17 protein-coding genes are annotated in these 23,984 nt (G+C 58.9%); 14 read left to right on the top strand and 3 right to left on the bottom strand.

Annotation, left to right across the window (positions count from 1 at the left end):
• Positions 1–29 precede the first annotated feature (29 nt).
• The 14 genes from FYJ85_RS19615 to FYJ85_RS19550 all read left to right on the top strand — a co-directional run bounded on the left by FYJ85_RS19615 (position 30) and on the right by FYJ85_RS19550 (position 17,298).
• Positions 30–623, top strand: coding sequence for a PALP domain-containing protein (locus tag FYJ85_RS19615; protein WP_154420383.1), 594 nt, complete (start codon positions 30–32; stop codon positions 621–623).
• 63 nt (positions 624–686) lie between these two features.
• Positions 687–1,619 carry a DMT family transporter gene (locus tag FYJ85_RS19610; protein WP_158704272.1) on the top strand — a complete coding sequence of 311 codons (933 nt, stop codon included), beginning with the start codon at positions 687–689 and terminating at the stop codon, positions 1,617–1,619.
• Positions 1,620–1,812: 193 nt separating this feature from the next.
• Positions 1,813–3,039: a quaternary amine ABC transporter ATP-binding protein gene (locus FYJ85_RS19605; protein WP_154420381.1), complete on the top strand. Its 1,227-nt coding sequence runs from the start codon at positions 1,813–1,815 to the stop codon at positions 3,037–3,039.
• Entirely contained in the window at positions 3,036–3,881 is an 846-nt protein-coding gene (locus FYJ85_RS19600) for an ABC transporter permease (RefSeq protein WP_154420379.1), read from the top strand. Before FYJ85_RS19605 ends, FYJ85_RS19600 begins: the two co-directional genes overlap by 4 nt.
• A complete protein-coding gene (locus tag FYJ85_RS19595) occupies positions 3,878–4,792 on the top strand; it encodes a glycine betaine ABC transporter substrate-binding protein (RefSeq protein WP_106055089.1) in 915 nt (304 codons plus the stop codon). The genes FYJ85_RS19600 and FYJ85_RS19595 overlap by 4 nt, the downstream gene beginning before the upstream one ends.
• Positions 4,793–4,808: 16 nt before the next feature.
• Complete coding sequence (locus FYJ85_RS19590) at positions 4,809–6,146, top strand: sigma-54-dependent transcriptional regulator (RefSeq protein ID WP_206213338.1); 1,338 nt, start codon at positions 4,809–4,811, stop codon at positions 6,144–6,146.
• A 152-nt stretch (positions 6,147–6,298) separates the two neighbouring features.
• A complete protein-coding gene (locus FYJ85_RS19585) occupies positions 6,299–8,152 on the top strand; it encodes an ATP-binding protein (RefSeq protein WP_206213337.1) in 1,854 nt (617 codons plus the stop codon).
• A gap of 102 nt (positions 8,153–8,254) precedes the next feature.
• Positions 8,255–8,335, top strand: a complete 81-nt coding sequence (locus tag FYJ85_RS24495) for a potassium-transporting ATPase subunit F (protein WP_106055086.1) — start codon at positions 8,255–8,257, stop codon at positions 8,333–8,335.
• An 8-nt stretch (positions 8,336–8,343) separates the two neighbouring features.
• Positions 8,344–10,032, top strand: coding sequence for a potassium-transporting ATPase subunit KdpA (gene kdpA / locus FYJ85_RS19575; protein ID WP_154420375.1), 1,689 nt, complete (start codon positions 8,344–8,346; stop codon positions 10,030–10,032).
• Between the two features lie 18 nt (positions 10,033–10,050).
• Complete coding sequence (gene kdpB / locus FYJ85_RS19570) at positions 10,051–12,105, top strand: potassium-transporting ATPase subunit KdpB (protein ID WP_106055084.1); 2,055 nt, start codon at positions 10,051–10,053, stop codon at positions 12,103–12,105.
• 18 nt (positions 12,106–12,123) lie between these two features.
• Positions 12,124–12,687: a potassium-transporting ATPase subunit KdpC gene (gene kdpC / locus FYJ85_RS19565; RefSeq protein ID WP_106055083.1), complete on the top strand. Its 564-nt coding sequence runs from the start codon at positions 12,124–12,126 to the stop codon at positions 12,685–12,687.
• A 76-nt stretch (positions 12,688–12,763) separates the two neighbouring features.
• Positions 12,764–13,936 (top strand): histidine kinase, encoded by a 1,173-nt coding sequence (locus tag FYJ85_RS19560; protein ID WP_154420373.1) that lies wholly within the window; start codon positions 12,764–12,766, stop codon positions 13,934–13,936.
• Positions 13,937–14,064: 128 nt separating this feature from the next.
• The gene (locus tag FYJ85_RS19555; protein WP_154420371.1) at positions 14,065–15,471 is read left to right on the top strand and encodes a type II secretion system protein GspD; all 1,407 of its coding nucleotides are present in this window, start codon (positions 14,065–14,067) and stop codon (positions 15,469–15,471) included.
• A 21-nt stretch (positions 15,472–15,492) separates the two neighbouring features.
• Positions 15,493–17,298 (top strand): type II secretion system protein GspD, encoded by a 1,806-nt coding sequence (locus FYJ85_RS19550; RefSeq protein ID WP_154420369.1) that lies wholly within the window; start codon positions 15,493–15,495, stop codon positions 17,296–17,298.
• Between the two features lie 69 nt (positions 17,299–17,367).
• On the opposite strand, the gene FYJ85_RS19545 is transcribed toward FYJ85_RS19550, so the two are convergent.
• Genes FYJ85_RS19545 through FYJ85_RS19535 form a run of 3 tightly spaced genes read right to left on the bottom strand, consistent with a single transcriptional unit; the run spans position 17,368 to position 23,869 of the window.
• The gene (locus tag FYJ85_RS19545; protein WP_154420367.1) at positions 17,368–20,670 is read right to left on the bottom strand and encodes a DOMON domain-containing protein; all 3,303 of its coding nucleotides are present in this window, start codon (positions 20,668–20,670) and stop codon (positions 17,368–17,370) included.
• A gap of 11 nt (positions 20,671–20,681) precedes the next feature.
• Positions 20,682–21,440, bottom strand: coding sequence for a type II secretion system protein (locus FYJ85_RS23350; protein ID WP_177995716.1), 759 nt, complete (start codon positions 21,438–21,440; stop codon positions 20,682–20,684).
• On the bottom strand, positions 21,437–23,869 hold the full coding sequence (locus FYJ85_RS19535) for a hypothetical protein (protein WP_154420365.1): 2,433 nt from the start codon (positions 23,867–23,869) through the stop codon (positions 21,437–21,439). Before FYJ85_RS19535 ends, FYJ85_RS23350 begins: the two co-directional genes overlap by 4 nt.
• Between the last annotated feature and the right edge of the window lie 115 nt (positions 23,870–23,984).

The following is a 23,984-nucleotide window of genomic DNA, read 5'->3' as shown; positions in this document are numbered from 1 at the left end:
AACCACTGTCTTTTATGGAGGTTGAATTCATGATCACGATTGCGGAAATCAAGCACCAGGAAAAATTGGTGGGACGGCATTATGGAGCCATCCGCCGCCTTTCAAAGCCCGACAGTGACAAGGTTCTGCGGCAGAAAGCGGCACGCGCTTTTCAGGAGGCGTTCCGTTTTTTCGATTATTTCAACGGGAGCGCGCCCGCACATACGCCTTCTCTATATCAGCGGATTCAGGCCGGAGAACTGGACGCGATCGAAGAAGCCGTGCGTTTTCTGGAAGCAGATCCCTGTTGCGTGGAGGCCGGATACATCAAGCTGAAAATCTGCAAAGCACTGCGCAGCGCGGTATTGCCGGAATCCCACAGGGAACGTCTGCGGCAGGTCATCCTGCGCAATGCCCGCCTGGACCGCCCGATGGCTGAGTTTTTCCGCTACGCGCAGTTGGCGGAAGCTTTGTACAGCCCGGAATTTGCCGCGGCCGTCTGCGCCCTGCCGGCGACGAAGGAACACTGGCGGCAGAGGCGGCAGCGCCTGATCTCCGCCCTGTCGCCCCGGACGCCGGTTCCCGTACATTGTGTGACGAACAACTGGCGGGGCGTTCCTCCCGGGATTTTCTCTCTTTACTGATTCTGTAAAAGGCTTTGCCGGAACAGTTTTTCTTGACTTACCAAATTTTTACGGATTATGACTTTGCTTTCCAAGAATGCCGAACTGGTCGGTTTCCGGCTGGCCTTGCTGGCGATTGTATGCTGGAGCAGTGCGTTCCTTGTTGCGCGCTTTCTGCTCGGCGGCGACGCCAGAGTCGATCCGGTTTCCCTGGTGTTTTACCGCTTTCTGATCGGTTCGGCGGCTATTCTCGGATATGCCGCGTGGCGGAAGGAGTCGCTGCGGTTTCGTTCGCTCCGTGAATTCATGCAGATGCTTGCGGTGGCTTTTTTCATGCTGTTCCTGATGAGCCTGCTTTTTTTCATCGGCCAGCAGACCGCGAGCGCAATCACAGCCGCACTGTTTCTGGAATCCGGTCCGGCGATTATCGCAATCGTGTGGAAACTGATCCGTCGCCATCCCACGGAACGCCGTGAAATTCTGGCTGTGGGATGCGGACTGCTGGGATGCATGTTTGTCCTTAATATGATTTCCATGCGCGGATTCCATTACGGTTTCGCCAGCTGGCTGGGGCAGCTTGCCTTGATCGGTTCCGCCGTGTCGTGGGTGATCGGCTCCGCAATCGGCCGGAAACTGATGGCGGCCCCGAATCGCGTTGTCCTGATGGGGTATTGCGAGCTGGCGTCTGCTGTCATGGTAATTCCGTTTCTTCTTATTTTCCATTCACAGCTCATCATTCCGGCCGGCTGGGACGCATGGGGAGCGATTGTTCTTCTGGGTCTGGTTCCCACGGCAGCGGCTTTTATCGCCTGGTCGGAGGCGATGCCCCGGGTGTCGCTCTGGAAACTGGGGTTGCTGCAGAATCTCTCTCCGGTATTCACGCTGCTCGGCGCCTGGCTTTTTCTGGGGGAACACTTGTCGTTCTATAACATTCTCGGAATTATTCTTGTGCTGGCCGGATTGCGGATGGCTTCCCCTCCAAAGGGGCGGCGGTCCGCCGGACGGCATCCCCAATAAAAGATCGCAGAAATCACATTGCAAAATGCAATTTTTAAAATCAGAATATTGCATTTTGAATTATCGAATTGCAAAAACTCTTTCCGCTCTCTGCTTTTTCCGCCGATTTCGGTATTGGCATGTATTTTGCTTCTGCTGTTACGAACAATTTGATATGGAATCGGTAAGTTAATGCAGCCGTCAGGGAGGACTTATGATGGATCAGTTGGATAAAACGGAAGATCTGGTCAGGATAGAAGGGCTGACCAAAATCTTCGGGCGGCATCACAGGAAAGCCGCCGAACTGTTCAAAGCGGGCAAGACCCGGGAAGAAGTATATAAAGCAACCCAGTGCAGTGTCGGTGTTCACGACATCAATTTTACCATCCGCCGCGGCGAACTTTTTGTGGTGATGGGACTTTCCGGCAGCGGCAAAAGCACGCTGATCCGCACCATCAACCGGCTGATCGAGCCGTCGGACGGAAAGATTTTCATCGACGACACGGAAGTTACCGCACTCAGCAGAAGGCAGTTGCGTGACTTGCGCCGCCGCCGGATCGGAATGGTGTTCCAGCAGTTCGCACTCTACCCGCATTTGACGGTGCTGGACAATGCAGCCTATGCGCTGAAGATCGCCGGAGTACCGCGTGAAACCCGGCGCGCCAGAGCGCGCGAAGTGCTGGCGCTCGTCGGGCTGGCCGATTACGCGGACCGTTATCCGGACCAGCTCTCCGGCGGGATGCGCCAGCGCGTCGGCATCGCCCGCGCACTGGCGGCGGACCCGGAGATCATCATCATGGACGAGGCGCTTTCGGCGCTCGATCCGCTGATCCGGCGCGAAATGCAGAATGAGATCCGGGCGCTTCAGAAAAAGCTCGGCAAGACCGTGATCTTCATCACCCACGACCTCGACGAAGCGATCCGGCTCGCAGACCGCGTGCTGATCATGAAGGATGGCGAGATCGCCCAGCTCGGGACGATGGAGGAGATTCTGAGCCATCCGGCCAACGATTATGTCGCGAAGTTTGTGAACGCGGCGGACAAAACCAAGGTCATCACCGCCGGTTCGATCATGAAGCCGGTCTACGATTATCTGCACCTGAGCGACGGCCCGCAGACCATGCTGCATAAAATCCGCGAAAGCGGCCTGTCGTCGCTGTTCGCGACCAACGACCAGGGGGTGATCTACGGCCTGGTCTGGGCGCGGAAAGTGCGCGAGCACATGGGTGAACCCAATGTGACCGCGCAATCGATGATGGATATGAACATCAAGACCATCAACCGTTCCGCTCCGCTGAAAGAGGTGGTTATGCAGATGGGCGAATCGACCGCGCCGATCGCGGTCGTGGACGATGAACGCCGTTTTCTCGGCGTCATCACCAGCGGCGCGCTGCTGGCCTGCCTTGCTTCCTACAACGGTACAACTGGAGAATCCAAATGATCAGACTACCGATCGGACAATATTTTGAACGTTTCCTCGACTGGGCGGTTGTCCATTGCGCAGATTTCACGCGCTGGTGTTCACGCAGTATCGATTCTGTTGTGGACGGGCTTAAAAACATACTCTGCGCTCCGCCGGAGTGGGCGATGCTGCTGATTTTCTGCGCAGTGATCTTCGTCGTCAGCGGCCGGCGCAAGCTGCTGACGTTCGGCTCCGCCTGCGGCATGATGCTGGTCATCATGCTCGGCCTCTGGGAGTCGGCGATGGAAACGATGGCGCTGGTGATCATCTGCACGGCGGCCGCAGTCGCAATCGGCCTGCCGCTGGCGGTATTGATGACGTTCAGCAAATGGCTCAAGAAAATCGTGCTGCCGCTGCTGGACATCATGCAGACGATGCCGGCCTATGTCTATCTGGTGCCGGCGATCGCGTTCTTTTCGATCAGCAACACCTCCGGCGTTTTTGCGACCGTGGTGTTCGCTCTGCCGCCGATCGTGCGCATGACCGTGCTCGGCATCGAAAACACGCCGAAGGATCTGCTGGAGTGTTCCGAAGCATTCGGGGCGACGCCGATGAACCGGCTGTTCGACCTTGAGCTGCCGACTGCGCTCACGTCGATCCGGGCGGGCCTGAACCAGACGGTCATGCTCGCGCTGTCGATGGTCGTCATCGCTTCGCTGGTCGGTGCGCAGGGCGTCGGCAGCGTGGTGTGGGGCGCAATTTGCAATGGAGAGAAGGGAGTCGCTTTTGAAGGCGGTATTGTGATTGTCGTGATCGCCATCATTCTGGACCGGACGCTGCAGGCGACGGGAACAGCCTTCAAACAGGAGGATGAAAAATGAAATGGACGAGAAAAAGAATTGAAAATACGATCATATTGGCGGTCTGCGCGGCTTTCCTGATTTTTTTCAATCTGAAAAACGGAAAGGATTCGGCCGGCGGCAAGGGATTCCGAGTCATCACCTCGACAACTCCCGCCATGATCGAAGAGATGGCTTATGCGATTAAAAATGATCGGTATGCCGCCATTACCGCGTGGAGTCCTCACTGGATGAATGCCGAGCTGCCGATCAAATACCTGAAAGACCCGGAAAAAGTATTTGGAGAGGCGGAGAACGTCCATACAATTGTCAGGAAAGGGTTTGATAAGGATTATCCGGAACTTGCGAAATTTTTCCGGCAATTCAAATGGAAAACGACTGACCTTGACTCCCTGTCGCTGATCTGTTATGAAAGCGACGGCGACTACGGCAAAGGCGCCCGGGAGTGGCTGAAACGAAACCCGGAATTGCAGGCAGCATTCCTGAAAGGCGTGCGCCCGCAGCCCGGAGCGAAGATCAAAATGGTCGATATCGGCTTTCATAACGAACTGGCGACCAATGCAATGCTGAAAATCCTGCTGGAAGAACACCTGAAATGCGAAGTCTCCAACGTTTCGACCACAATTCCGATTGCGTTCGAAGCGCTGGCCAACGGGACTCAGGATGTTATGGTGACGGTGTGGCTGCCGAACTACCATAAAAACGAGTTTGCCCGGATCCGCGACAGAGTTGTCGATCTCGGCGTGAATCTGCCGGGAGCGATGATGGGAATTGCAGTCCCCGAATATGCGCCGGTGGAAACCATTGCGGATTTGAAAAAATACCGGAATGAATTTGAGGGGAAGATTATCGGCAATGAACCGGGCCAGGGAATTCTGCTGCTGGCGGAAAAGGCGATTGAGGTTTATGGCCTGGCGGGAGAAGACAAATAGAAGGATAACGGCGAAAATGTTGAACATCCTTGTGATCGATGATGAAGCCAACATCCGGAAGTCCCTGACGCTCTGGCTGAAATCGCATGGCCAGCAGGTCCGGCAGGCCGGTTCCGCCCGGGAAGGGTTTGCGGAGAACCGGCTTCACAAGTTCGATCTTGCTTTCCTTGATTTGCGGCTCGGGCCGGAGAGCGGGCTGGAACTGCTGCCGAAATTACTCGCAGATTCCCCCTGGCTGAAAATTGTGGTCATGACGGCCTACTCCTCTGTGGATACCGCCGTGGAGGCGATGAAGCGCGGTGCCTTCGATTACATCGAAAAGCCGTTTGCATTGGAAAAGCTCGGGCTTGTTCTTGAAAAGGTGGAAAAGGCGCTCTGCATCGAGCGCCGCCTGGACCGCCTGGAGGAAGACCTGAAAAGCCTGCGTCCCGACGGAGTGTTCGTCTCCAGCAACCTGAAAATGCAGCGGACGCTGGAGATGGCCCGCCACGTGGCGGCGAGCGAAGCCGCCGTCCTGATCCGGGGCGAGAGCGGAACCGGCAAAACCATTCTGGCGAAAGCAATCCACGGCTGGAGCCCGCGGGCAGCCCAGCCGCTCGGAATCGTTTCGTGTCCGACGCTGCAGCCGGAACTGCTGGCCAGCGAGCTTTTCGGTCACGCGCGCGGAGCCTTTACCGGAGCCGTCCGTGAGAATCCCGGCCGCATTGCCGGCTGCGACCACGGAACGCTCTTTCTGGATGAAATCGGCGACCTGACGGCTTCGATTCAGCCGCAGCTTCTGCGCTTCCTGCAGGATCATGAGTATGAGCGGGTCGGTGATCCCACGCCGCGGCAGGCCGATGTCCGGCTGATTGCCGCGACCAACCGCAATCTGGAAGAAGCAGTCAAAACCGGAGCTTTTCGCGAAGATCTCTTTTATCGCCTGAACGTGTTTCAATTGGAAATTCCGCCATTGCGGGAACGGCCGGAGGATCTTGAAATGCTGGCGGAGAATATGCTGAGATTCTTCGCGGCGGCGAACCGCAAATTGATCCGGGGATTTTCTCCTGAGGCATCGGAGGCGATTAAAGCCTATCCGTGGCCGGGAAATTTGCGGGAATTGCGCAATGCAGTCGAGCGGGGCGTCATTCTTACTGACAGTGATACCGTGCTGTTACACCATCTGCCGGATGCCCTGCAACATTTAAAAGGCGAGGTGTCGCCGAACGGCAGGCTTACGTTGGAACAACTCGAAGAAAATTATATCCGTGAGGTTCTGACAACCTCCTCTTCTCTCGTGGAAGCAGCTTCGATCCTTGGAATCAATCAGGCAACTTTATGGAGGAAACGCAAGGCTTATGGAATCAATAATTGACATTGCATTTTATTATTTTCAGCACGTGTTCTTTTGCAAAATGCAATACGAGTTTGCTTATGTCCGGAATGATTTGAGCGTACAAGAGCCATCGGGCAGTTGGCATGCGTCTTGCTTATACAAGTGATATTTTTGCAACCAAAGGCGTGAATATGTTGGATATCAAACGTAAATTTCTGGTCAGTTTGCTTGGCCTGCTGGCGTTGATCTTTGTGATCGGCGCCGTTATGATCGTGCAAGTCAGGAAACTGGGCAATTCCATCGATGTCATTCTGCGTGAAAATTATCAGAGTGTCATTCTTTGCCAGCGTTTTAACGAGACTCTGGAGAAAATCAACGAGGGTTTTCTGCGCCGGTTCGCCGGGGATTCTGCCGTGACATCCGCCTTTTTTGACGGACAGCTTGCGAATCTGAATAAAATCTGGAAAGCGGAATTAAATAACATCACTGTTGCGGGTGAGCGCGAGCTGGCCGACAGGACTGCCGCGCTTCTGGTAAACTACTCCGACAGTATTCGCAAAGTTTCCGCTCCGGGACTTGCTCCGGCGGAGTGTCAAAAGCTGTACGGCACGGAAATCTATCCGCTGGCGGTTCAATTGCGGCAGCTCTCCGGAGAAGTGCTGGAACTGAACCAGAAGAACATGATTGCCGCCAATAATCATGCGCGCGAAGAGGCTGCCCGATTTTACAACCGGGTATTGCTGATTCTGTTCGGCTGCGCTGTTTTCGCGGTGCTGCAGATGCTGCTGCTGCGGCACTGGATTGAAAAACCGATCCGGAAGCTGACTGAGCTGACAACGGAAATCGCCGGCGGCAACCTCGACATCGTACTGGAAACGAATTCCAATGACGAAATCGGACAGCTTTCGCGCGCATTCAACTCAATGACGACCGCACTGCGCGAAACCCGTCGCTCCGAACGGATGCGGCTGGAGCGTTCCGAACGGACCAATCAGGACGTTTTCAAAGAGCTTCCCACCCCGATTGCCGTGATCGATGCGCGGAGCGGCAAGGTGGAGATCACGACGCAGAGCGCCGACCGCTGTTTCGGGCTGAAAGCAGGTGTAAAGCTCAGCGATCTGCGGATTGCGTGGCTTTCCGAGCTTTACAGTCACGTTTTGCAGACCGGGCTGGTTTCGACGCCGCAGGACAGGAAAGAGGTCCAGTTCTTCATCGAGAACCGGGAATATTTCTTTCAGCCTGTGGCGTTGCCGATCCCGGCCGGCGCTCCGCCCGAACAGCTCTCCGGGGTTGCGATTATCCTGAAGGATGTTACGCTGGCCCATGAACAGCAGGAGCTGAAGCGCAGCGTATTGGCGACGGTTTCCCACCAGTTGAAAACGCCGCTGACCTCACTGCAGATGTCGATTTATCTTCTGCTGGAGGAGAAGATCGGCAAACTCTCTGCCGAACAGCTTGATCTGGTCATGTCGATGCGCGAGGACAGCGAACGGCTGACGGCGATCATCGACGACCTGCTCGATCTCAATCGGGCCTCCAGTCAGAAGCATTTCAAGCTTGAACCGCGCCGGCCGGAAATTTTATTGCAGGATGCAAAGGAGCGTTTCCGCTCCGTCTGCCTCGACAAGGATATCAAAATGGAGATTGAGGCGGCACCCGGCCTTCCGGAGGTGACGGTTCCGGTCAACCGGATCAATTACGTGTTCGACAACCTGATCGACAATGCCGTCCGCTTTACGCCGGCGGGCGGAACCATCACCCTGAAAGCGGAAGCCCGGGGAAATCTCATGAGGTTTGCGGTTCAGGATACCGGCAGCGGCATGCCGGAAGAGGTCAGAAGCCATCTTTTCGAACAATTTTACCGGGCCCCCGGACAGGAAGCATCCTCCGGCGTCGGTCTCGGTTTATCGATCGTAAAAGAAATTATCACTGCTTTGGGAGGAACGGTCGAGGTGGAAAGCTCCGAAGGCAATGGAAGCACGTTCCATTTCACTTTGCCGCTGAAGCAGGACAATCAACCGGAAAGGAGTTCTGTTGTATGGTAATCGGGTGTTTTATCCTCGGACTGCTGTTTTTCGCCGGCATGTTCGCCCTGACCCAATTCTGCGATTCTTTAAAGTGAAAAACGAACAACCCAAGGTGCGTTTATGATTTATCTGGCTTCCGCCGCAACGGCGTTCTGCACGGTGTATCTGTGCTATGTTCTTTTGAAACCTGAAAAGTTTTAAGGTGAGATATGATTTACTCTTTTCTGCTTGCAATTGCCGTTCTCGGGCTGTCGATCCTGATTTCGCTGCCGCTCGGGAAATGGATGTTCAAGATGATGTGCCCGGCCCCCGGCCTCATGGGGCCCACGCATAAGAAAGTCGAGGGCTTCTTCCACAAAGTGATCGGGCGCGCCGCCGAAGCCGACCAGAACTGGAAACAGTATACGGTCAGCCTTCTGATCTTCAACACGATCATGTTCGTGGTCGTGACCGGCGTGCTGGCGTTCCAGCAGTTCCTGCCGCTGAACCCGGACGGGCAGAAGGCGATCGAGGGCAGCCTGATCTTCAACACCGTCACCTCGTTCGTGACCAACACCAATCTGCAGCACTACTCCGGCGAAAGCACGCTGTCGTACTTCTCGCAGCTCTTCGGCATCATGTGGCTGCAGTTCGTGTCGGCGGCGACCGGGCTGGCGGCGGTGACCGCCGCTTCCCGCTGGCTCGGCGGCTCCCGGGAACGGAACAACTTCTATCTGGATATGTGCCGCGCCACGTTTCTGGTGATCCTGCCGGTCGCCGCGATCGGCGCGACGCTGCTGGTCCTCTGCGGGCTGCCGATGACCTTCGACGGCGCGGCGGTGGTCCATACGCTGGAAGGCGCGGTGCAGACCATCGCCCGCGGCCCGGTGGCGGTCGAAGTGATCATCAAGCAGCTCGGCACCAACGGCGGCGGCTTCTTCGGGCCGAACTCGACCCATCCGCTCGAAAACGTCGGCTTTTACAGCAACATCATCGAGTGCATCAGCCTGGTGATCATCCCGATGGGCTGCGTCTGGATGTTCGGCATGATCACGAAGCACAGAAAGCACGCGCTGGTGATCTTCGCGGTGATGACGGTGCTCTGCCTCGTAAAGCTCGGCTGCGCGATCACCTTTGAAAGCGAACCGGCCGTCGCGCTGCATGACCTGCCGGTCGCCGAAGCCTCCAACCTCGAAGGCAAGGAGCTGCGTCTCGGCGCGGGCGCAAGCCCGCTGTGGGCGGTGTTCACGACTTGCACCAGCAACGGTTCGGTGAACTCGATGCACTGCAGCCTGAATCCGCTGACCGGGCTGATCCCGCTGGCAGGCATGTGGTTCAACATCACTTTCGGCGGCATCGGCGTCGGCTTCCTCGGACTCTTCACCTACATCATCATCGGCGTATTCATCTGCGGCATGATGGTCGGGCGGACGCCGGAATACCTCGGCAAGAAGGTCGAGACCCGCGAGATGAAGTACGCGCTCCCGGCGCTGCTGATGCACCCGCTGTGCATCCTCGGCGGCATGGCGATCTTCTGCCTGATCCCGTCGTGGGGACGCGACACCGTGCTGAATCCGGGCTTCCACGGCTTCACCGAGATGCTCTATGAATTCACCTCGTCTTCGGCCAACAACGGCTCCGGCTTCGAGGGGCTGGGCGACAACACCGTGCCGTGGAACATCGCCTGCGGGCTGGTGATGCTGATCGGCCGGTTCATCCCGATCATCTTCCAGCTGGCGATCTGCGGCTCGCTCTTTGCGAAGAAGGAGGTCCCCGAAACGGTGGGAACGCTCAAGACCGATACCGCGCTCTTCGGCGTGGTGATCGGCGGCACCGTGGTCTTCGTCGGCGCTCTGCTCTTTCTGCCGGTGGCGGTCCTCGGGCCGATCGCCGAATATCTCACCACCCTTGTACACTGATTCTCAGGAGTTAAGATCATGAATCACATGAACAGAAAAGAAAGCCGGAAGGCGACGCTCTTCGACAAAGGGCTGGTCAAAACCGCCCTGATCCAGTCGTTCGCGATGCTGAATCCCCGGACGATGGCGCGCAATCCGGTGATGTTCGTCACCGAAATCGGCGCGGCGCTGACCACGCTGGTCTGGATCATCGACATCTGCGGCGGCCATGCCAATATCCTCTATACAACCCTGGTGACAGCCGTGCTCTGGCTGACCGTCCTCTTCGCGAATTTCGCGGAGGCGCTCGCCGAAGCGCGCGGCAAGGCGCAGGCCGACAGCCTGAAAAACACTCGCAGACAGACGATGGCCAATCGTCTGGGCGGTTCAGGCAGGATTGAAGCGGTCAGCTCCTCGCTGCTGAAAACCGGCGATATCGTCGTGGTCAGCGCGGGCGAGATTATTCCGAGCGACGGCGAAGTGATCGAAGGCGTCGCCAGCATCGACGAATCCGCGATCACCGGCGAATCCGCGCCGGTGGTGCGCGAGGCCGGCGGCGACCGCTCCGGCGTGACCGGCGGCACCCGCGTGCTCTCCGACCGGATCAAGGTGAAGATCACCGCCGGAGCCGGGGAATCCTTCCTCGACCGGATGATCGCGCTGGTCGAGGGCGCGGTCCGCCAGAAGACTCCGAACGAGCTGGCGCTGACCGTCACGCTGGCCGGGCTGACGCTGGGCTTCCTGCTGGTCACGGCCACGCTCTACCCGATGGCGAAATATTTCGACGTGACCATTCCGCTGCCGACCCTGATTTCGCTGCTGGTCTGCCTGATCCCGACCACGATCGGCGCGCTGCTCGCCGCGATCGGCATCGCGGGCATGGACCGGGCGCTGGCGGCCAACGTGCTGGCCAAGAGCGGCAAGGCCGTGGAACTGGCCGGCGACATCGATACGCTGCTGCTGGACAAGACCGGCACGATCACCGTCGGCGACCGCCTCGCCTCGGAGTTTTATCCGGTGAAGGGAGTCGATCGCGAAAAGCTGATCGACGCCGCGGTGCGTGCCTCGTTCGGCGATCAGACTCCGGAAGGCCGTTCGATCATCACTCTGGCGGAACGCGAACTCAACGGCAAGGTCGCCAAAGACGACGGAAGCTGCGACGTGATTGAGTTCACCGCCCAGACCCGCATGAGCGGAACCGATGCGACGGATGGAACTCACTATCGCAAAGGTGCTTCCGATGCCGTGATTCAGGCCGCGAAGAAGGCGAAAACCAAAGTTCCGGCCGATATTGAGGAGATGGTGACGAAAGTCGCCCGGAAAGGCTGCACACCGATCGTTGTTTCGGTTAACGACCGGATTCTCGGCGTGGTGGCGTTGTCCGATATCCTTAAAACCGGCATCAGGGACCGCTTCGAACGTCTGCGGGCGATGGGGCTGCGCGTGGTGATGGTCACCGGCGACAACCCGCTGACCGCGAAGGCGATCGCCGAAGAAGCGGGCGTAGACGACTTCATCGCCGAAGCCAAACCGGAGGACAAGCTCGCCTATATCCGCCAGGAGCAGGCCAGAGGCCGCCTGGTCGCGATGATGGGCGACGGCACGAACGACGCTCCGGCGCTCGCGCAGGCCGATATCGGCATTGCGATGAACTCCGGCACGCAGGCGGCGAAGGAGGCCGGCAACATGGTCGATCTCGACAGCGACCCGACCAAGCTGATCGAAGTCATCGAGATCGGCAAGCAGCTGCTGATGACCCGCGGCGCACTGACCACTTTTTCGATTGCGAACGACGTGGCGAAATACTTCGCAATCATTCCGGCGATCTTCCTGCTGGCGATCCCGGAACTGGCGGTGCTGAACATCATGCACCTTGCGACCCCGTCGAGCGCGATCCTGTCGGCGCTGATCTTCAACGCGGTCATCATCCCGCTGCTGATCCCGATCGCGCTCAAAGGCGTGAAGTACCGGCCGATGGGCGCGGATGCGCTGCTGGCGCGCAATCTGTTCATCTACGGCCTCGGCGGGGTGATCGCCCCCTTCATCGGCATCAAACTGATCGATATGGTGCTGGCCGCAACCGGGCTGTTCTGATAAGCAAAGGAGAAAATCATGAAGCTGACAACCGATATTTTTGGAGCGATACGCACCGCCGTGCTGAGCATCCTGCTCTGCTGCGTGGTCTATACGCTGGTCATCTGGACCATTGCACAGGTCTTTGTACCGAACTCCGCCAATGGTTCTCTGGTGAAGAACGCCGCCGGCCAGTATGTCGGCAGCCGCCAGGTGGCGCAGGAGTTCACCCGGGATAACTACTTCCACAGCCGTCCGTCGGCGGCGGACTACAACGGTGCCGGAGCGGTCGGCAGCAACCTGACCCCGACCTCGCCGAAGATCACCGAGCGGGCTCAGGAGCTCATAAAAAAGTATGGCGCCACCGCCGAAAATCCGATTCCCGCCGACATGGTGACCGCCTCCGGCAGCGGGCTCGACCCGCATATCACGCTGGCCGCCGCGAAGTTTCAGGCGCCCCGCGTCGCGAAAGCGCGCGGCATGAGCGAAGCCGAACTCATGAAGGTGGTGGAATCCAAGGTCGAATATCCCGGCGGCATCATGCGCAACGAACCGATCGTGAACGTCCTGATGCTGAATCTGGCGCTCGATGAAATGAAATAATGAAAAACGCCGTCTCCGGCGGGCCGTTCCCTCCCTTCCCGCGGAACATGGCCCGCCGGGGAACGGCTCTTCCGTCATGAATACACGTGCAGACAACTTTCTCGAAATGATCCGCAGCTCCCGGCGCGGAAAGCTCAAGATCTATCTCGGGTATTGCGCCGGAGTCGGCAAAACCACCCAGATGCTCAAGGAGGCATGCCGCCTCAGAGATATTGAGCATATGGATGTTGTGATCGGATTGTTGGAGACCCACGGCCGGAAGGAGACCGCCGAATGCATCGGGAACCTGGAGATGATTCCGCGGCGCGAAATCGTGCATCGCGGAATCAAGATCACCGAGATGGATGTTCCTGCCATCATCAGGCGGAATCCGCAGGCCGTATTGGTTGACGAACTTGCTCATACCAATGCGCCGGGCTCCAGAAACGCCAAACGTTACCAGGATGTCGAGGATATTCTCGATGCAGGAATCCATGTGATTTCGACCCTGAACGTCCAGCATCTCGAAAGCCTCTACGAAATCGTCGAGAAGTCGACCGGAGTCAAAGTCAAGGAGCGGATTCCCGACAGGGTCGTGACCGGTGCGGATGAGGTGGTCAATGTCGACGTTTCGGTTGCGGATCTGCAGCAGCGCATCCGCACCGGCCGGGTCTATCCGGAAGAGCGGATCGATTCGGCTCTGGCGAACTTTTTCAAAGACAGCAACTTGCAGCAGCTAAGAGAGCTGACGCTGCGCGAACTGGCGGCGCAGCTCGATACGCGCTTCCGGGAGAAAACGGTCCCCGAAGGCAAAGAAGAGGCGGTCAGCCCGGATCAGGTCATGGTGTGCATGAGCTCCCGCAGTCCGAACGCCGATGCATTGCTGCGTTACGCTTCCCGCATCGCCGGCAGGCTCAGCCGGAACTGGTATGTGCTTTACGTCCAGACTTCCCGGGAGAGTGCGGTCCGCATCGATGCGGCCACCCAGCGCCATTTGAACAATACGCTGGAACTCGCGCGCCAGCTCGGGGCCACGATTTTCACTTATAAAAGCGATGATATCGTTCAGACGATTCTGCAGTTTGCAAAGGAACACCGGGTCGGACATATCATCATGGGGCCCTCCGGCCGTCCCGTTCCGTTCCTGCAGCGGCTTTGCGGAAAGCGCAGCCTGCTCGAACGGCTGACCGAACAGAATTACGACTTCAAAATCGTCGTAATGGAACACCAATCCCCTGACCACGGTTCATCCCTCGGGCTTCCTGCCTGACCTCCCTGCCCCGGCTTTCCCGGATTATGATCCTTCGCATTTCATATCATTTACAGGTGAATTGCGCCCTGTCCGCGTAGTCGGACCGTCATCGGGCGCAGTAAAAACATAGAAGTAAGGAAAACAGTATGTATCACAAACTCATCGCCAGAACGACAATGCTGGGGCTCGGAGTCGCCGCCTTCGCTGCGGCGCTGCCCCTGACGGGAGACGACGGCAAGCAGAGAACCATCGTCTTCAACGAGGATCGCGCGCAGCATTACATGACCAGCAAGGTCTATGAGCTGAAACATGTCAGTGCCCATGACCTGCTGCCGTTCATCAAAGGCGCGGTCAAGCGATTCGACGCGCAATCCACGGTGCAGAGCCTCGACTACAAAGCAGGCGGCAAGCAGTTTCTCGTGGTTTCGACCGGCAAGACCATGCTGCCGTATGTGGACCAGATGATCGCCGCGCTCGATTATCCTTCGAAAAAAGTCGATGAGAACGGAACCGCCGTCAGCGGCGACGGGATCACCCGTTACAGCTATTGCGCCGATTACCGCGGTTCCGATGAGATGCTTGCCATGCTCGACCAGACTTTCGCGCCGGCCGGATTCGGCGGCGGTTCTGCTTACTTCGACCGGGGAACCAATATGTTCATCTGGAAAAGCTCGAAGTCGCAGGCCGATGAATTCATGAAGTTCCTGAAAGCGGTCGACCGGCCGGTCCCCCAGCTTCAGCTTGAGCTGAAAGTCTATGTGGTTTCCGACAACAACTTCCGCGAACTCGGCATCGACTATGTGGCGTGGAAGAACGGCCCCGGCGCCGATATTCTTTCCGCCGGATTCGATTTTTCCAACTTCTATTCCAAGCAGGGAATCGAAAACTTCGCAAGCCTGATCTCCGACGGCCCCGTCCGGGACGCCACCGGGCTCGGCGCGATCATGGTCGCTCCGAATTTCGACGCGACATTTCTGCGGATGCTCGCCCAGAACGGCAAGGCGAATGTGGCGACCGGCATGACCATGACCGTCACCAACGATTTTACCGCCGTGAACTCCTGGGATGAGGCGAAATACCGTTTCCGCTTTACCCCGGAGTTCCAGCAGATTCAGAAGGACGCCGAAAATCAGAACACTTCTGTCACCGCAGTGGAAACCACCGAGTTTGAATTTTATATCAGCGCGCCTATGATCTGTTTCGGAGATGATCCGGCCGAGGGGGCTCAAACCCTGATGGGCAACTGGGTTCTGACTGTCAGCACTCCGGTCGAGACCGACAATCTCGGAACCGTCACGACCGACTCGAATACGTTCAATTCATCGTTGACCCTCAATGTCGGTACCGAAATGCTGGTCGCCGCTTTTGACAAGAGCGTTGAAGTCGAACAGTACAACGGCGTTCCGTTTCTTGGAGAAATTCCGGTTCTCCGTTATCTCTTCGGCGCGGAAAGCAAGGTGAAGAGCAAGTTCAAAGTCTTCGTAACACTGACGGCAACTCCGGCCGTCACGAAAAACAGTCCGGATGCCGCGATTGCCGCAGTCACGAAATAATGCAGGAATTGGAGTTGAATCATGAAATTTTCAAAATCCCTTTTTATCTCCCTTTGCGGAGCAGTCGGGACCGGTCTGTCTGCCGCTTCTGTTGATGTGCCGACGCCGGCGCCGATGGCAACTCAGGTGCAGCCGCAATTGAATGTTCAGATCGGCAGGGAGACCGAACAGATCACTTTCGTCAACACGAACAACGACCCTTATGTCTACACGAAGGTCTACAAGCTCAAGCATGCCGATCCGTATGAAATCCGTCCCTATGTGATGGCGGCAATCCGTTCGCGCCGGGTGGACACCAGCGTGACCAAGGTTGAGGCGGTCAAGTATCAGGACGGTACCGGAATGCTGCTGGTTTCGGCGGAAGAGTACCGCTTCTTTCCGGTCGAAAACGGTATGAGCCTCGACCAGATCATCGAAATGCTGGACCGCCCGAACCTCGCTTCGGAGGCCGGTCGCCGCTTTTTCCTCTATTACCCGAAATATTTCGATTCGGTCACGCTGGCCGGGCTGATCCGCAAAGTCGGCATGCAGCATGCCGGCGACAATGCCGAACTGCAGGGCGGCATCGACACGGTCGTGCCGGATACGAAGCTCAACACCCTGATGTTCTATGCCTCCCCGAATTCGGAGCCGCAGATTCTGAAGATGCTCAAGGAGTACGACACGCCCACCTCGCAGGCGCTGGTGAATTATACCATCTATGAGATTGAAAGCGAAAACGACGGCAATCTCGGCGTTGATTTCCAGGCGTGGAAAAACGGTCCCGGCGCGGATCTCTTCGCCGCCGGTTCCCGCTACCTGAACGGCTGGAATCTCCGGACCGGCAATATCAGCAACCTCGTGAAGAGCGCCCATGTTTCGTACATCAACTTCAATCCGAAATGGAATTCGCGTTATCTGGATTTCCTGGTGTCCAAAGGCAAGGCGAAAGTCGTCACGAGCGGTTCTCTCAACATCGGCAACGGCACCGCGGCTTCGATCGAAAGCGTCACCCGCATGCCGGTGATCGTCGCCGGCGAGGAAACCGCCGGAGGCGAAACGCAGATCGCCAAGTCCTATATCGCAACTGCAGTTAATCCGGCGGATACACTCTCCGGCCTCGGCGTCGATCAGGAGAAGTTTCAGACGGTCGAGTGGGTTCCCGGCAATGCCGCCGCGCAGTTCACGGCCACCCGGACGATCGTCAACGGCAAAGCCTATGATACACTGCGGATCAGCAGCGGACATTTCACCGCCGGAGGGCGCAATCTCGGCGACACCTGCGCCGTATTCAACGCCGAACCGACGCTAAACGACACGGCAATTGCATGGACCGAAGCGGGCGGCTATCCGATCGAAAAGGATAAGACCCGCGTCACGAACAGCGATACCGAATACGGCTTCAGCCTGACGATGCAGCCTTATATCTACAATAAGGCGACCTGTCTCGCGCTGGAAATGAGCAACACCAACCTGATCGGCTTCAGGAGCAACGGCATGCCGCGCACTTCAAGGAGCGAACTCAAAACCGAGGTTCAGCTCGCCAATGACGGCAATGTTTTCTACATTGGCGGACTTGACAAATCGGCGGTGGTGCGCAGCGTCAGCAAGGTCCCGTTCCTCGGCGACATCCCGTTTCTCGGCTTCCTCTTCTCCGCGGAGAACGAGACGCTGAAGAAAACGCAGCTGGCGGCGGTTCTGACCGTGATCCCGACTTCCCCGACCGCGGCCCTGCCGGAAAATTATAAACAGGCAGCGGACAAAATCGGTGAAAAAAGTCAAAAACTTCGGAGTGAGAACCAAATATTACGAGGAAAACGATTACGGCTTCGATCAACTCGGACTTGATCCGGAAAAGAAGTATTGAGTTTCCGCTTTTGCCGGGGGGGGGCAGAAACAGCCCGCCCCGGCGGCGGATTACCGGGATGGGGGCGGCAGCAGCGTTCCGTACCTGACGGGGTCCTTGCCGTTGCCGATGCCGTCGGCCCAGTGATGATAGCCGATTCGTCCGGAACCGTCGTTCTCATTGATCAGCAGGGAGAAACGGAGCTTCTCCGCCACGGCCGGAATCAATGGATACAGCTCTGACTGCTTCAGCCGGACCAGATAACGCCTGCCGCCGGGAATCTTCTCCACTTTGCGGAGGGCGGTTTCCCGCCCGACGAAACTGCCCGGCACCGTATAATCGCCCGGCAGGTCGCCTCCCAGCGGGGGCGCGCCCAACTTGAGCACGGGGATGCTTCCGTCGGCCAGTTCGCCCAGGGCGAACTCCACGCAATCGGCCGGATGGCCGGAGCCGGCGGTATCGAACGCGAATTGGAGAGAGTCGCCGAGCCACAGCCGGCGCGGGTCGGCGGCAGGAACCGGTCTCTCATCAGAGGTCTCCACCGCCAGCTGAAGCGTGCCGTCGGCAACGGCAAGCGCGAAACGCGACCGGCGATGGAACGGCTTTCCGTAGTGCCGCACGCCCCAGTTTCGCTCATTCCACACTGCGTCGGCGGGCAGGAAAACGCCGTCGGCATCGATGATCGGGCGGCTGCCGAATACTCCGGCCGGCCCCTGCAGCGCAAGCTGCGGACGTTCCGGCGAAAGCACGTCGATCCCTGCTGCCGGGAGCGGAAGTTTCTCCAGGCCGGAGAGATAGTAAAACTCCTCCGGCTGCAGCGCAAACTCTCCGGGCCGGATCTCCCGTCCCTCCCAGTCCGAGATCCGGGTCGTTTCGGAGAAGAGCTTTTTCAGCTCTTCCGGACATTCCAGAGCCTCCTTTTCATCGTGCCAGGCGATCAGGATCGGAACCGGGCCGCTGCGGAAGCGCGCGCCGCGGACCGCTCCGAAGCGAAACTCCCCGTCATAGTCGAGCGATGCGGGGAAGCGGGCGGCCAGCTCTTCCAGCACCAGCGCGCAGTGCCGGGGCATAATATAGGGGACCGACTCGAAGATGCCGATCGCCTGCGCGCGGTAATTGCCGTGGCTCAGGTGACGGCGCAGCCCCTCTTTCCTGATCCAGCCGATGAGCCCGAACGCCGTGACCTCCCGGACACCGCTCCGCTTCTGGCGCAGGAGATCCAGCAGCATCACCTTCGAAATTTCCCGTTCGGTCGATTCCGGGTTCGGCGGCAGCTTGTCGGCGGAGATCAGCACCGTGTGCCATTCGCTGGAGGTGTAGACAGGCGAAGCGACTCCATGCTTGCGGTCGAGGGAGCGGAACGTGTCGGCATTGTAATCCCGGCCGTGAAGCGGGACCGCGTCGAAGTATTTCCTCGCGCCGAGTTCCAGCAGCCGGTCGTAGAAGGGGAGATAGCGCTGGCCGATTCCGCCGAGCCATATTTCCGCACCGGCATCCTCCCCCCGGATGGCGGAAGCGGCATCCGCCAGCATCTCCGCGAAATGTTCGGGCGTATCGTTCCAGAAGCAGGAGAAACCCGGCAGGTGAGGCTCATTCCAGACTTCATAACGCCTGATTCCGAATTTGCGATAGTGATTGACAAGTGCGCTCCAGAATTCGCGGGTATACTCGTTTCTGGCCGGTTTCACGATTTTCCAGGTCGGATTATTGAGCTGCATATCGGTCCGTCCTGGCAGCGAAGAGGCCCAGCGCGGGGTCCCCCACACGTTCAGCACGGAACGGGCGCAAAGCTCCGGCCCGAGCTTCCGCATGGCATCGTCCAGAAAGAAATTGAATTTGCCGCGTTCCGGTTCGAGATCCGGCCAGATGCAGCCGTGAAAACGCACGAAGCTGCCGCCGAGCGCACGGATGATCGGCAGCTGCCGGTCCAGGGAGCCGTGCATCAGTCCCGACAAACTCCCGTCGATGGAAAATCCGAGCCATCCGGCCTGAAGGGAGTTCCGCGGCACCGAAGCGACGGCGACCGGCAGGTATCGCTGTTTCAAGGGGATGCGGTTGAGAACCCGGACACTGCGTTCGCTGAACTCCTCCGTTACCGGAATCTCCCGGCCGCCGGCCTTCACGCGGAAATCGAGCAGATAAAAGCCGGGTGTATCGGGCAGGAAAAACCATCCCCGAAGCCGGAACTCCTCCGCCGGAATGCATTTTCTTTGCAGCTCCCGTTCCTGCGAATCGCGGACGATGCCGATGACCTCCTCCACCTCCGGGGCACACACCTTCCCCGCCGGAGTCACCGTCACCGTCTCCCCGAGATGGTACCAGCCGCCGAAACGGTCGGCGCGCGGCAGGAAGAAGCCCTGCTGACGCCCGAAGAAAACCATATCGAACCAGAGCTTGCCGCGCGGTTTTCCCTCCGTTGCGCGGCAGCCGAGAAACAGTTGAAAGAAAGCGGTTTCCGGCGGAACGTGCTCCGCGGTCACCCCCGTGGAGACACTGCTCCAGTTGTCGACTGACGGCACTGCCGGAAGCTCCGTCTCAACGACCTTCAGCAGCTCGCGGGTGCGGCTGAGGAAATGAATCCGCGCAACCGGGCGGGCCCCGGAAAAATCTCCGGAGCGCCGGAGCTGCAGCCGGAGCAGAAACGGATTGCCGGGAACCGTTTCAAGCGGGTTGCAGATCCAGCCGGAAAGTCCCGTTTCCGGCGCGTTGACTTCGAGGGCCTGGGGCGGCGTCCCGGGGGAAGTGAGCGGCGTAAGCCGGTCCGCCGCATTGATTTCCGCTCCTCCGAAGGCGACCCGGTCCCATCCCGACGGCTCAGTGTCGATCCTGTTGTTGCCCTGCCATTTCGGATAGGAGAAGCCTTCCCTGAGCAGCCAGACGCAGGGACGCCCGGCCAGTTTCCCGGCAGACGGGCGGACCGCAATCGCTTCGGGATCGGCCGGAACCGTCCGGGAACAGGAGAGATTGCGAAGCCGGAAGGAGCCGGTCCGCTGCCAGGCGAATAGATTGAGCCGGACGCTGTTCACATTCTCCCCGGCGGCGAAGGTGCCGGAGAAGCGCCGGAACTCCTCCGGCTTCGTTCCGGCCACGAACAAATTCCGGCGGTTTCTGCCGGGAAAGTTCTTCGACCAGGCCACACACTCCACAGGGACGTCGCCGGAGAGTTCGGCACTGACCGTGTAGACGGCCCCGGGTTCCACCGGGAGTGTCAGAGCAACTCCGCCCTTCGGCGGAACAACTCTGCAGGAGAGGATTCCCGCCTCCGTCTCCAGCGAAACGGCGTTGTCGCTTTCAAGTTTCGATACAGGAATGTCGGCCGCCGATGCGGCGAGAACGGCGCAGAAAAGAGTCATCCACAATGTTTTTCCGTACATGAAAAATTTCCTTAAATTGCTTCCGCCCAGGAGGTCGCCGCATCATCGAGGTAAAGCTTCTGAATGGCGGTCGTTCCGCTTCTCAGTTCCGCATGGTTCCGTGATTCGACATGGCCGTCTGCGTAACCCGTTGTGCAGCTCCTGTTGTGGCGCAGCACTGCGCCGACCGGCGATGCGGCACTGGCGACATTTTTGAGAAAGTACCACGCCCCGCCGCCCCAGGAAGGATGTAAGGAGTCGGCCAGCAGGAGCGTTCCGGACGGAACCTTCATCCGGGTTACCCGGTAGCCGATGAACTCATTCGATCCTCCGGTCCGGTAAAAGTATCCGCCCATCAGGCCCCGGGGGACAGTGGGATCGTAGGCGCTGACGGCGGCCAGTGTGTTGCTCCACACTCCGTAGACGCCTCTTTTGAACTCCCTGTTGACGTCGCCGCCGTTGATCTTCAACGTGTCGGAGGGACAGTGCAGGACCTTGTCCGTGGAGAGGTAAGCCGGACTTGCATCCCTGTTGTAATTGGCATCGTTGAGCAGGATCGCCGCATAGCTCACCGTGTAGGCCGCTCCCGGCCTGCCCCCCGCGATCCAGTCGTTGTAATCGGAGGAATATTGCAGGAAGGCGGAGAGGACCTGCCTCTGATTGTTCTGACAGCCGGTTGCCCGCGCCCGGCTTCGCGCGTTGTTCAGCGCCGGGAGCAGCATCGCGGCAAGAATTGTGATGATCGCAATCACAACCAGAAGTTCGATCAAGGTAAATTTCCGTTTTCTCATGCTTCATTCCCTTTCCGTTGATTCTTCCATGAAAAGCTGACCTGCTCTGAGATATCGCGGACCAGCAGGCAGCGGCCGTACGGCGTCTCCTCCCATTCGAACGGCAGATGCGTTCTTCCCCGGCGGACCTCCCAGCCGGAGGAGCCCGGAGGCACCAGACAGCGGACTTCGGCGTTGTGCAGGTTGCGGACCTCGATCGGCGGCGTCATTCCCGGCAGCAGAGGATACATGGTCTTCCCGGATATCACGCCCTCCGCCTCCTGGCGCACGAAAACGCGGATCTCGAACCGGAATGCCTTGGCTGTGTGCCAGATTCCGGCTCCCGACTTCAGCAGGAGCTCCTGCTCCGGCGGGACCGGGACCCCGAGCGGCGTGCGGATCTCCAGGGGGACGGTGGTGTCCGGCGTGTAGCCGCAGAAGAGGAAGGCATCGTCGCGCCGCGCGATGCAGAGCCGGGGCGGCATCTGCCGGGGAGCGGACGGAACGGCGCGCAGCTCCCAGCCGGCCTCCGCCAGACTCCAGCGGATCAGCCGCGCCGACGGGAACATCCGGTCCGGCGGCGCACAGTTCAGATGGCGCTTCCGGAACACGGTGGGATTCTCCGGCAGGTACTCCTCCTCCACAGGCAGCAGGGAACGGACGAACAGGATGGAGCCGTTCCGCCCCGCCAGCAGCCGCGTTCCTCCGGCAAAACGGGCCTGCGCCGCGATCCTCGTCTCCGACAGCGCCTCCTCCACCGCCGGACCGCCGGAAAACTGTTCGTGCAGGAAAAGACGGTCGGAGAAGGAGGTCCGGTCCCCCGGCAGAAACAATTCCGCCCGGGCGGCTCCCCGCTGCGGCGCGGCCCGGCGGAATCCGATCCGCTCCGCCAGCCGTTCCGGGATTCCGGCTCCGCTGCCGTAGACGAGGATGAAATTGCCGCGCCCGGCGAAGGAGAACAGGAGTTCGGCGATATCCTCCTCCAGCAGCGCCGTCACCGGGACGACCGGTATGGTTCCCGTCAGTTTCTCCGGATGCTTCGCAGCCACGCGCCGGAAGTTCCCGGTGCTGATAACCGTATTGAGCGGCAACCCATCCTGAATCGCCGCCGCGATGAACATATCCTCGTTGAAGGTGCGCGGCAGATCCCGCATCCGGCTGTATTCGGCGAAAGGGTAGACCCAGAGCAGCGGGCCGCTCCGGTCCGGCGTGGAGGAAAAAGCCTCGATCACATGGGGGATCACCTCGTCCGGAACCTGTTCCGGCATACCGCCGTAAGAGTCGTCGCAGGTGAGAAGAGCCAGCCGGGAGGGCGGTTCGACTTCCCCGGCTCCGTTCATGCGCGACACGGTCATCACCGGGTAGAGGTCCCACGGATTGCGGCCGTAGCGGTCGAGCCACGGGCTGTTCAGAAACCAGGGGTCGTGGATGTAGTAGCGGAACGCATAATCCCGGCCGGGCAGTTCGGCGATATGGCTCATCCAGCTTGCGATGGCGAGGCCGGTGTTGAAGTCGATCGCCGCCATCGGGGAGTTGACCGGCGGAGCGATGACTCCGGTTCCGTAGAGGAAGCCGAGCGGCGCGGCATCAGTGGCAATCTCCACACCCGCCGGAAAATTGCTGCCGCGGGTCTCCAGTACCGCACCCGGGAGCTCGGCGAGGAGCTCCTGCCAGAACTTCAGCATTCTGGCGGAGGCTTCCGGAATCTTCTCCGGATAGAAGGCGTGCTGGTCGAAGAGTGCTCCCGTGACTCCCCACGTCTCCGTGCCGAACCCCATTCCGTTGGAGAGCCAGAGGTAATCGAACCCGAAGTCGCGGGCAAGAGCGGCATACTGGCGGCCGAGAAAGGTTCCGATGCCGGTTCCTTCGGGGATTCCCTCCGGAAATCCCGCATAAGGTTTCGGGTCGGCGTGCAGCACGGAGTCGCAGGTGACGAAGCTGTTCGGATAGATCGAATGCGCCTGCGCGATTTCACGGTGGCGGCGGTATTTGAAATCGGACACGGAAAATTCCGGGCCGTTGTCGAAGGCGGCTCCGATGCGGATCGGTTTCCCGCCGCATTCGGTTGTGCCGACCTCCCGCAGAACCTGAATCAGCCGCTTCAGCCAGCCGTAAGTGCGCGGCGCGGCATCCTCGCGGTAGCGGAACGGGACGAAATTGTAGTTGTGGAAAGCCTCCGGCGACGGATTCTCCGGCATCGGCATCGGATTGGCGATCCCCTGCCAATAGCCCCACTCGAAGGTGTCGGCCGGGTTGCCGGTGTATTCGAGAATTTCGCTGCCGTCGGCAATCCACAGCAGGATGGATATCCGCCCGGACCGCCCGGCCAGCCGCCGCCATTGCCGGAACAGGGTCCGGGCCACCCGGCGCATCTCTTCTTCACTGTCGTTCAGAAACGGCTTGCCGCTGATCTCGAACGTGAGATCGCGCAACTGAAAATCTCCGTACATAAAAACGCTCCTTTTCATCGGCTGAAATTCCACTTGTACTTATTATGACAAAAAAAAGAGCGAAAGTCTTGGCTTTTTTGTTCGGATGCGATGGAATCCGGGAAAACAGTCGGAA

The organism is Victivallis lenta (genome assembly GCF_009695545.1).
GTDB lineage: Bacteria > Verrucomicrobiota > Lentisphaeria > Victivallales > Victivallaceae > Victivallis > Victivallis lenta.
This window is presented reverse-complemented; position numbering and strand designations above follow the sequence as displayed.

Bases quoted from the DNA above. Each gene is read 5' to 3' on its own strand.
- FYJ85_RS19615 (WP_154420383.1), top strand. From the start codon at position 30: ATGATCACGATTGCGGAAATCAAGCACCAGGAAAAATTGGTGGGACGG.
- FYJ85_RS19605 (WP_154420381.1), top strand. From the start codon at position 1,813: ATGATGGATCAGTTGGATAAAACGGAAGATCTGGTCAGGATAGAAGGG.
- FYJ85_RS19600 (WP_154420379.1), top strand. From the start codon at position 3,036: ATGATCAGACTACCGATCGGACAATATTTTGAACGTTTCCTCGACTGG.
- FYJ85_RS19595 (WP_106055089.1), top strand. From the start codon at position 3,878: ATGAAATGGACGAGAAAAAGAATTGAAAATACGATCATATTGGCGGTC.
- FYJ85_RS19590 (WP_206213338.1), top strand. From the start codon at position 4,809: ATGTTGAACATCCTTGTGATCGATGATGAAGCCAACATCCGGAAGTCC.
- FYJ85_RS19585 (WP_206213337.1), top strand. From the start codon at position 6,299: ATGTTGGATATCAAACGTAAATTTCTGGTCAGTTTGCTTGGCCTGCTG.
- FYJ85_RS24495 (WP_106055086.1), top strand. From the start codon at position 8,255: ATGATTTATCTGGCTTCCGCCGCAACGGCGTTCTGCACGGTGTATCTG.
- kdpA (WP_154420375.1), top strand. From the start codon at position 8,344: ATGATTTACTCTTTTCTGCTTGCAATTGCCGTTCTCGGGCTGTCGATC.
- kdpB (WP_106055084.1), top strand. From the start codon at position 10,051: ATGAATCACATGAACAGAAAAGAAAGCCGGAAGGCGACGCTCTTCGAC.
- kdpC (WP_106055083.1), top strand. From the start codon at position 12,124: ATGAAGCTGACAACCGATATTTTTGGAGCGATACGCACCGCCGTGCTG.
- FYJ85_RS19560 (WP_154420373.1), top strand. From the start codon at position 12,764: ATGAATACACGTGCAGACAACTTTCTCGAAATGATCCGCAGCTCCCGG.
- FYJ85_RS19555 (WP_154420371.1), top strand. From the start codon at position 14,065: ATGTATCACAAACTCATCGCCAGAACGACAATGCTGGGGCTCGGAGTC.
- FYJ85_RS19550 (WP_154420369.1), top strand. From the start codon at position 15,493: ATGAAATTTTCAAAATCCCTTTTTATCTCCCTTTGCGGAGCAGTCGGG.
- FYJ85_RS19545 (WP_154420367.1), bottom strand. From the start codon at position 20,670: ATGTACGGAAAAACATTGTGGATGACTCTTTTCTGCGCCGTTCTCGCC.
- FYJ85_RS23350 (WP_177995716.1), bottom strand. From the start codon at position 21,440: ATGAGAAAACGGAAATTTACCTTGATCGAACTTCTGGTTGTGATTGCG.
- FYJ85_RS19535 (WP_154420365.1), bottom strand. From the start codon at position 23,869: ATGTACGGAGATTTTCAGTTGCGCGATCTCACGTTCGAGATCAGCGGC.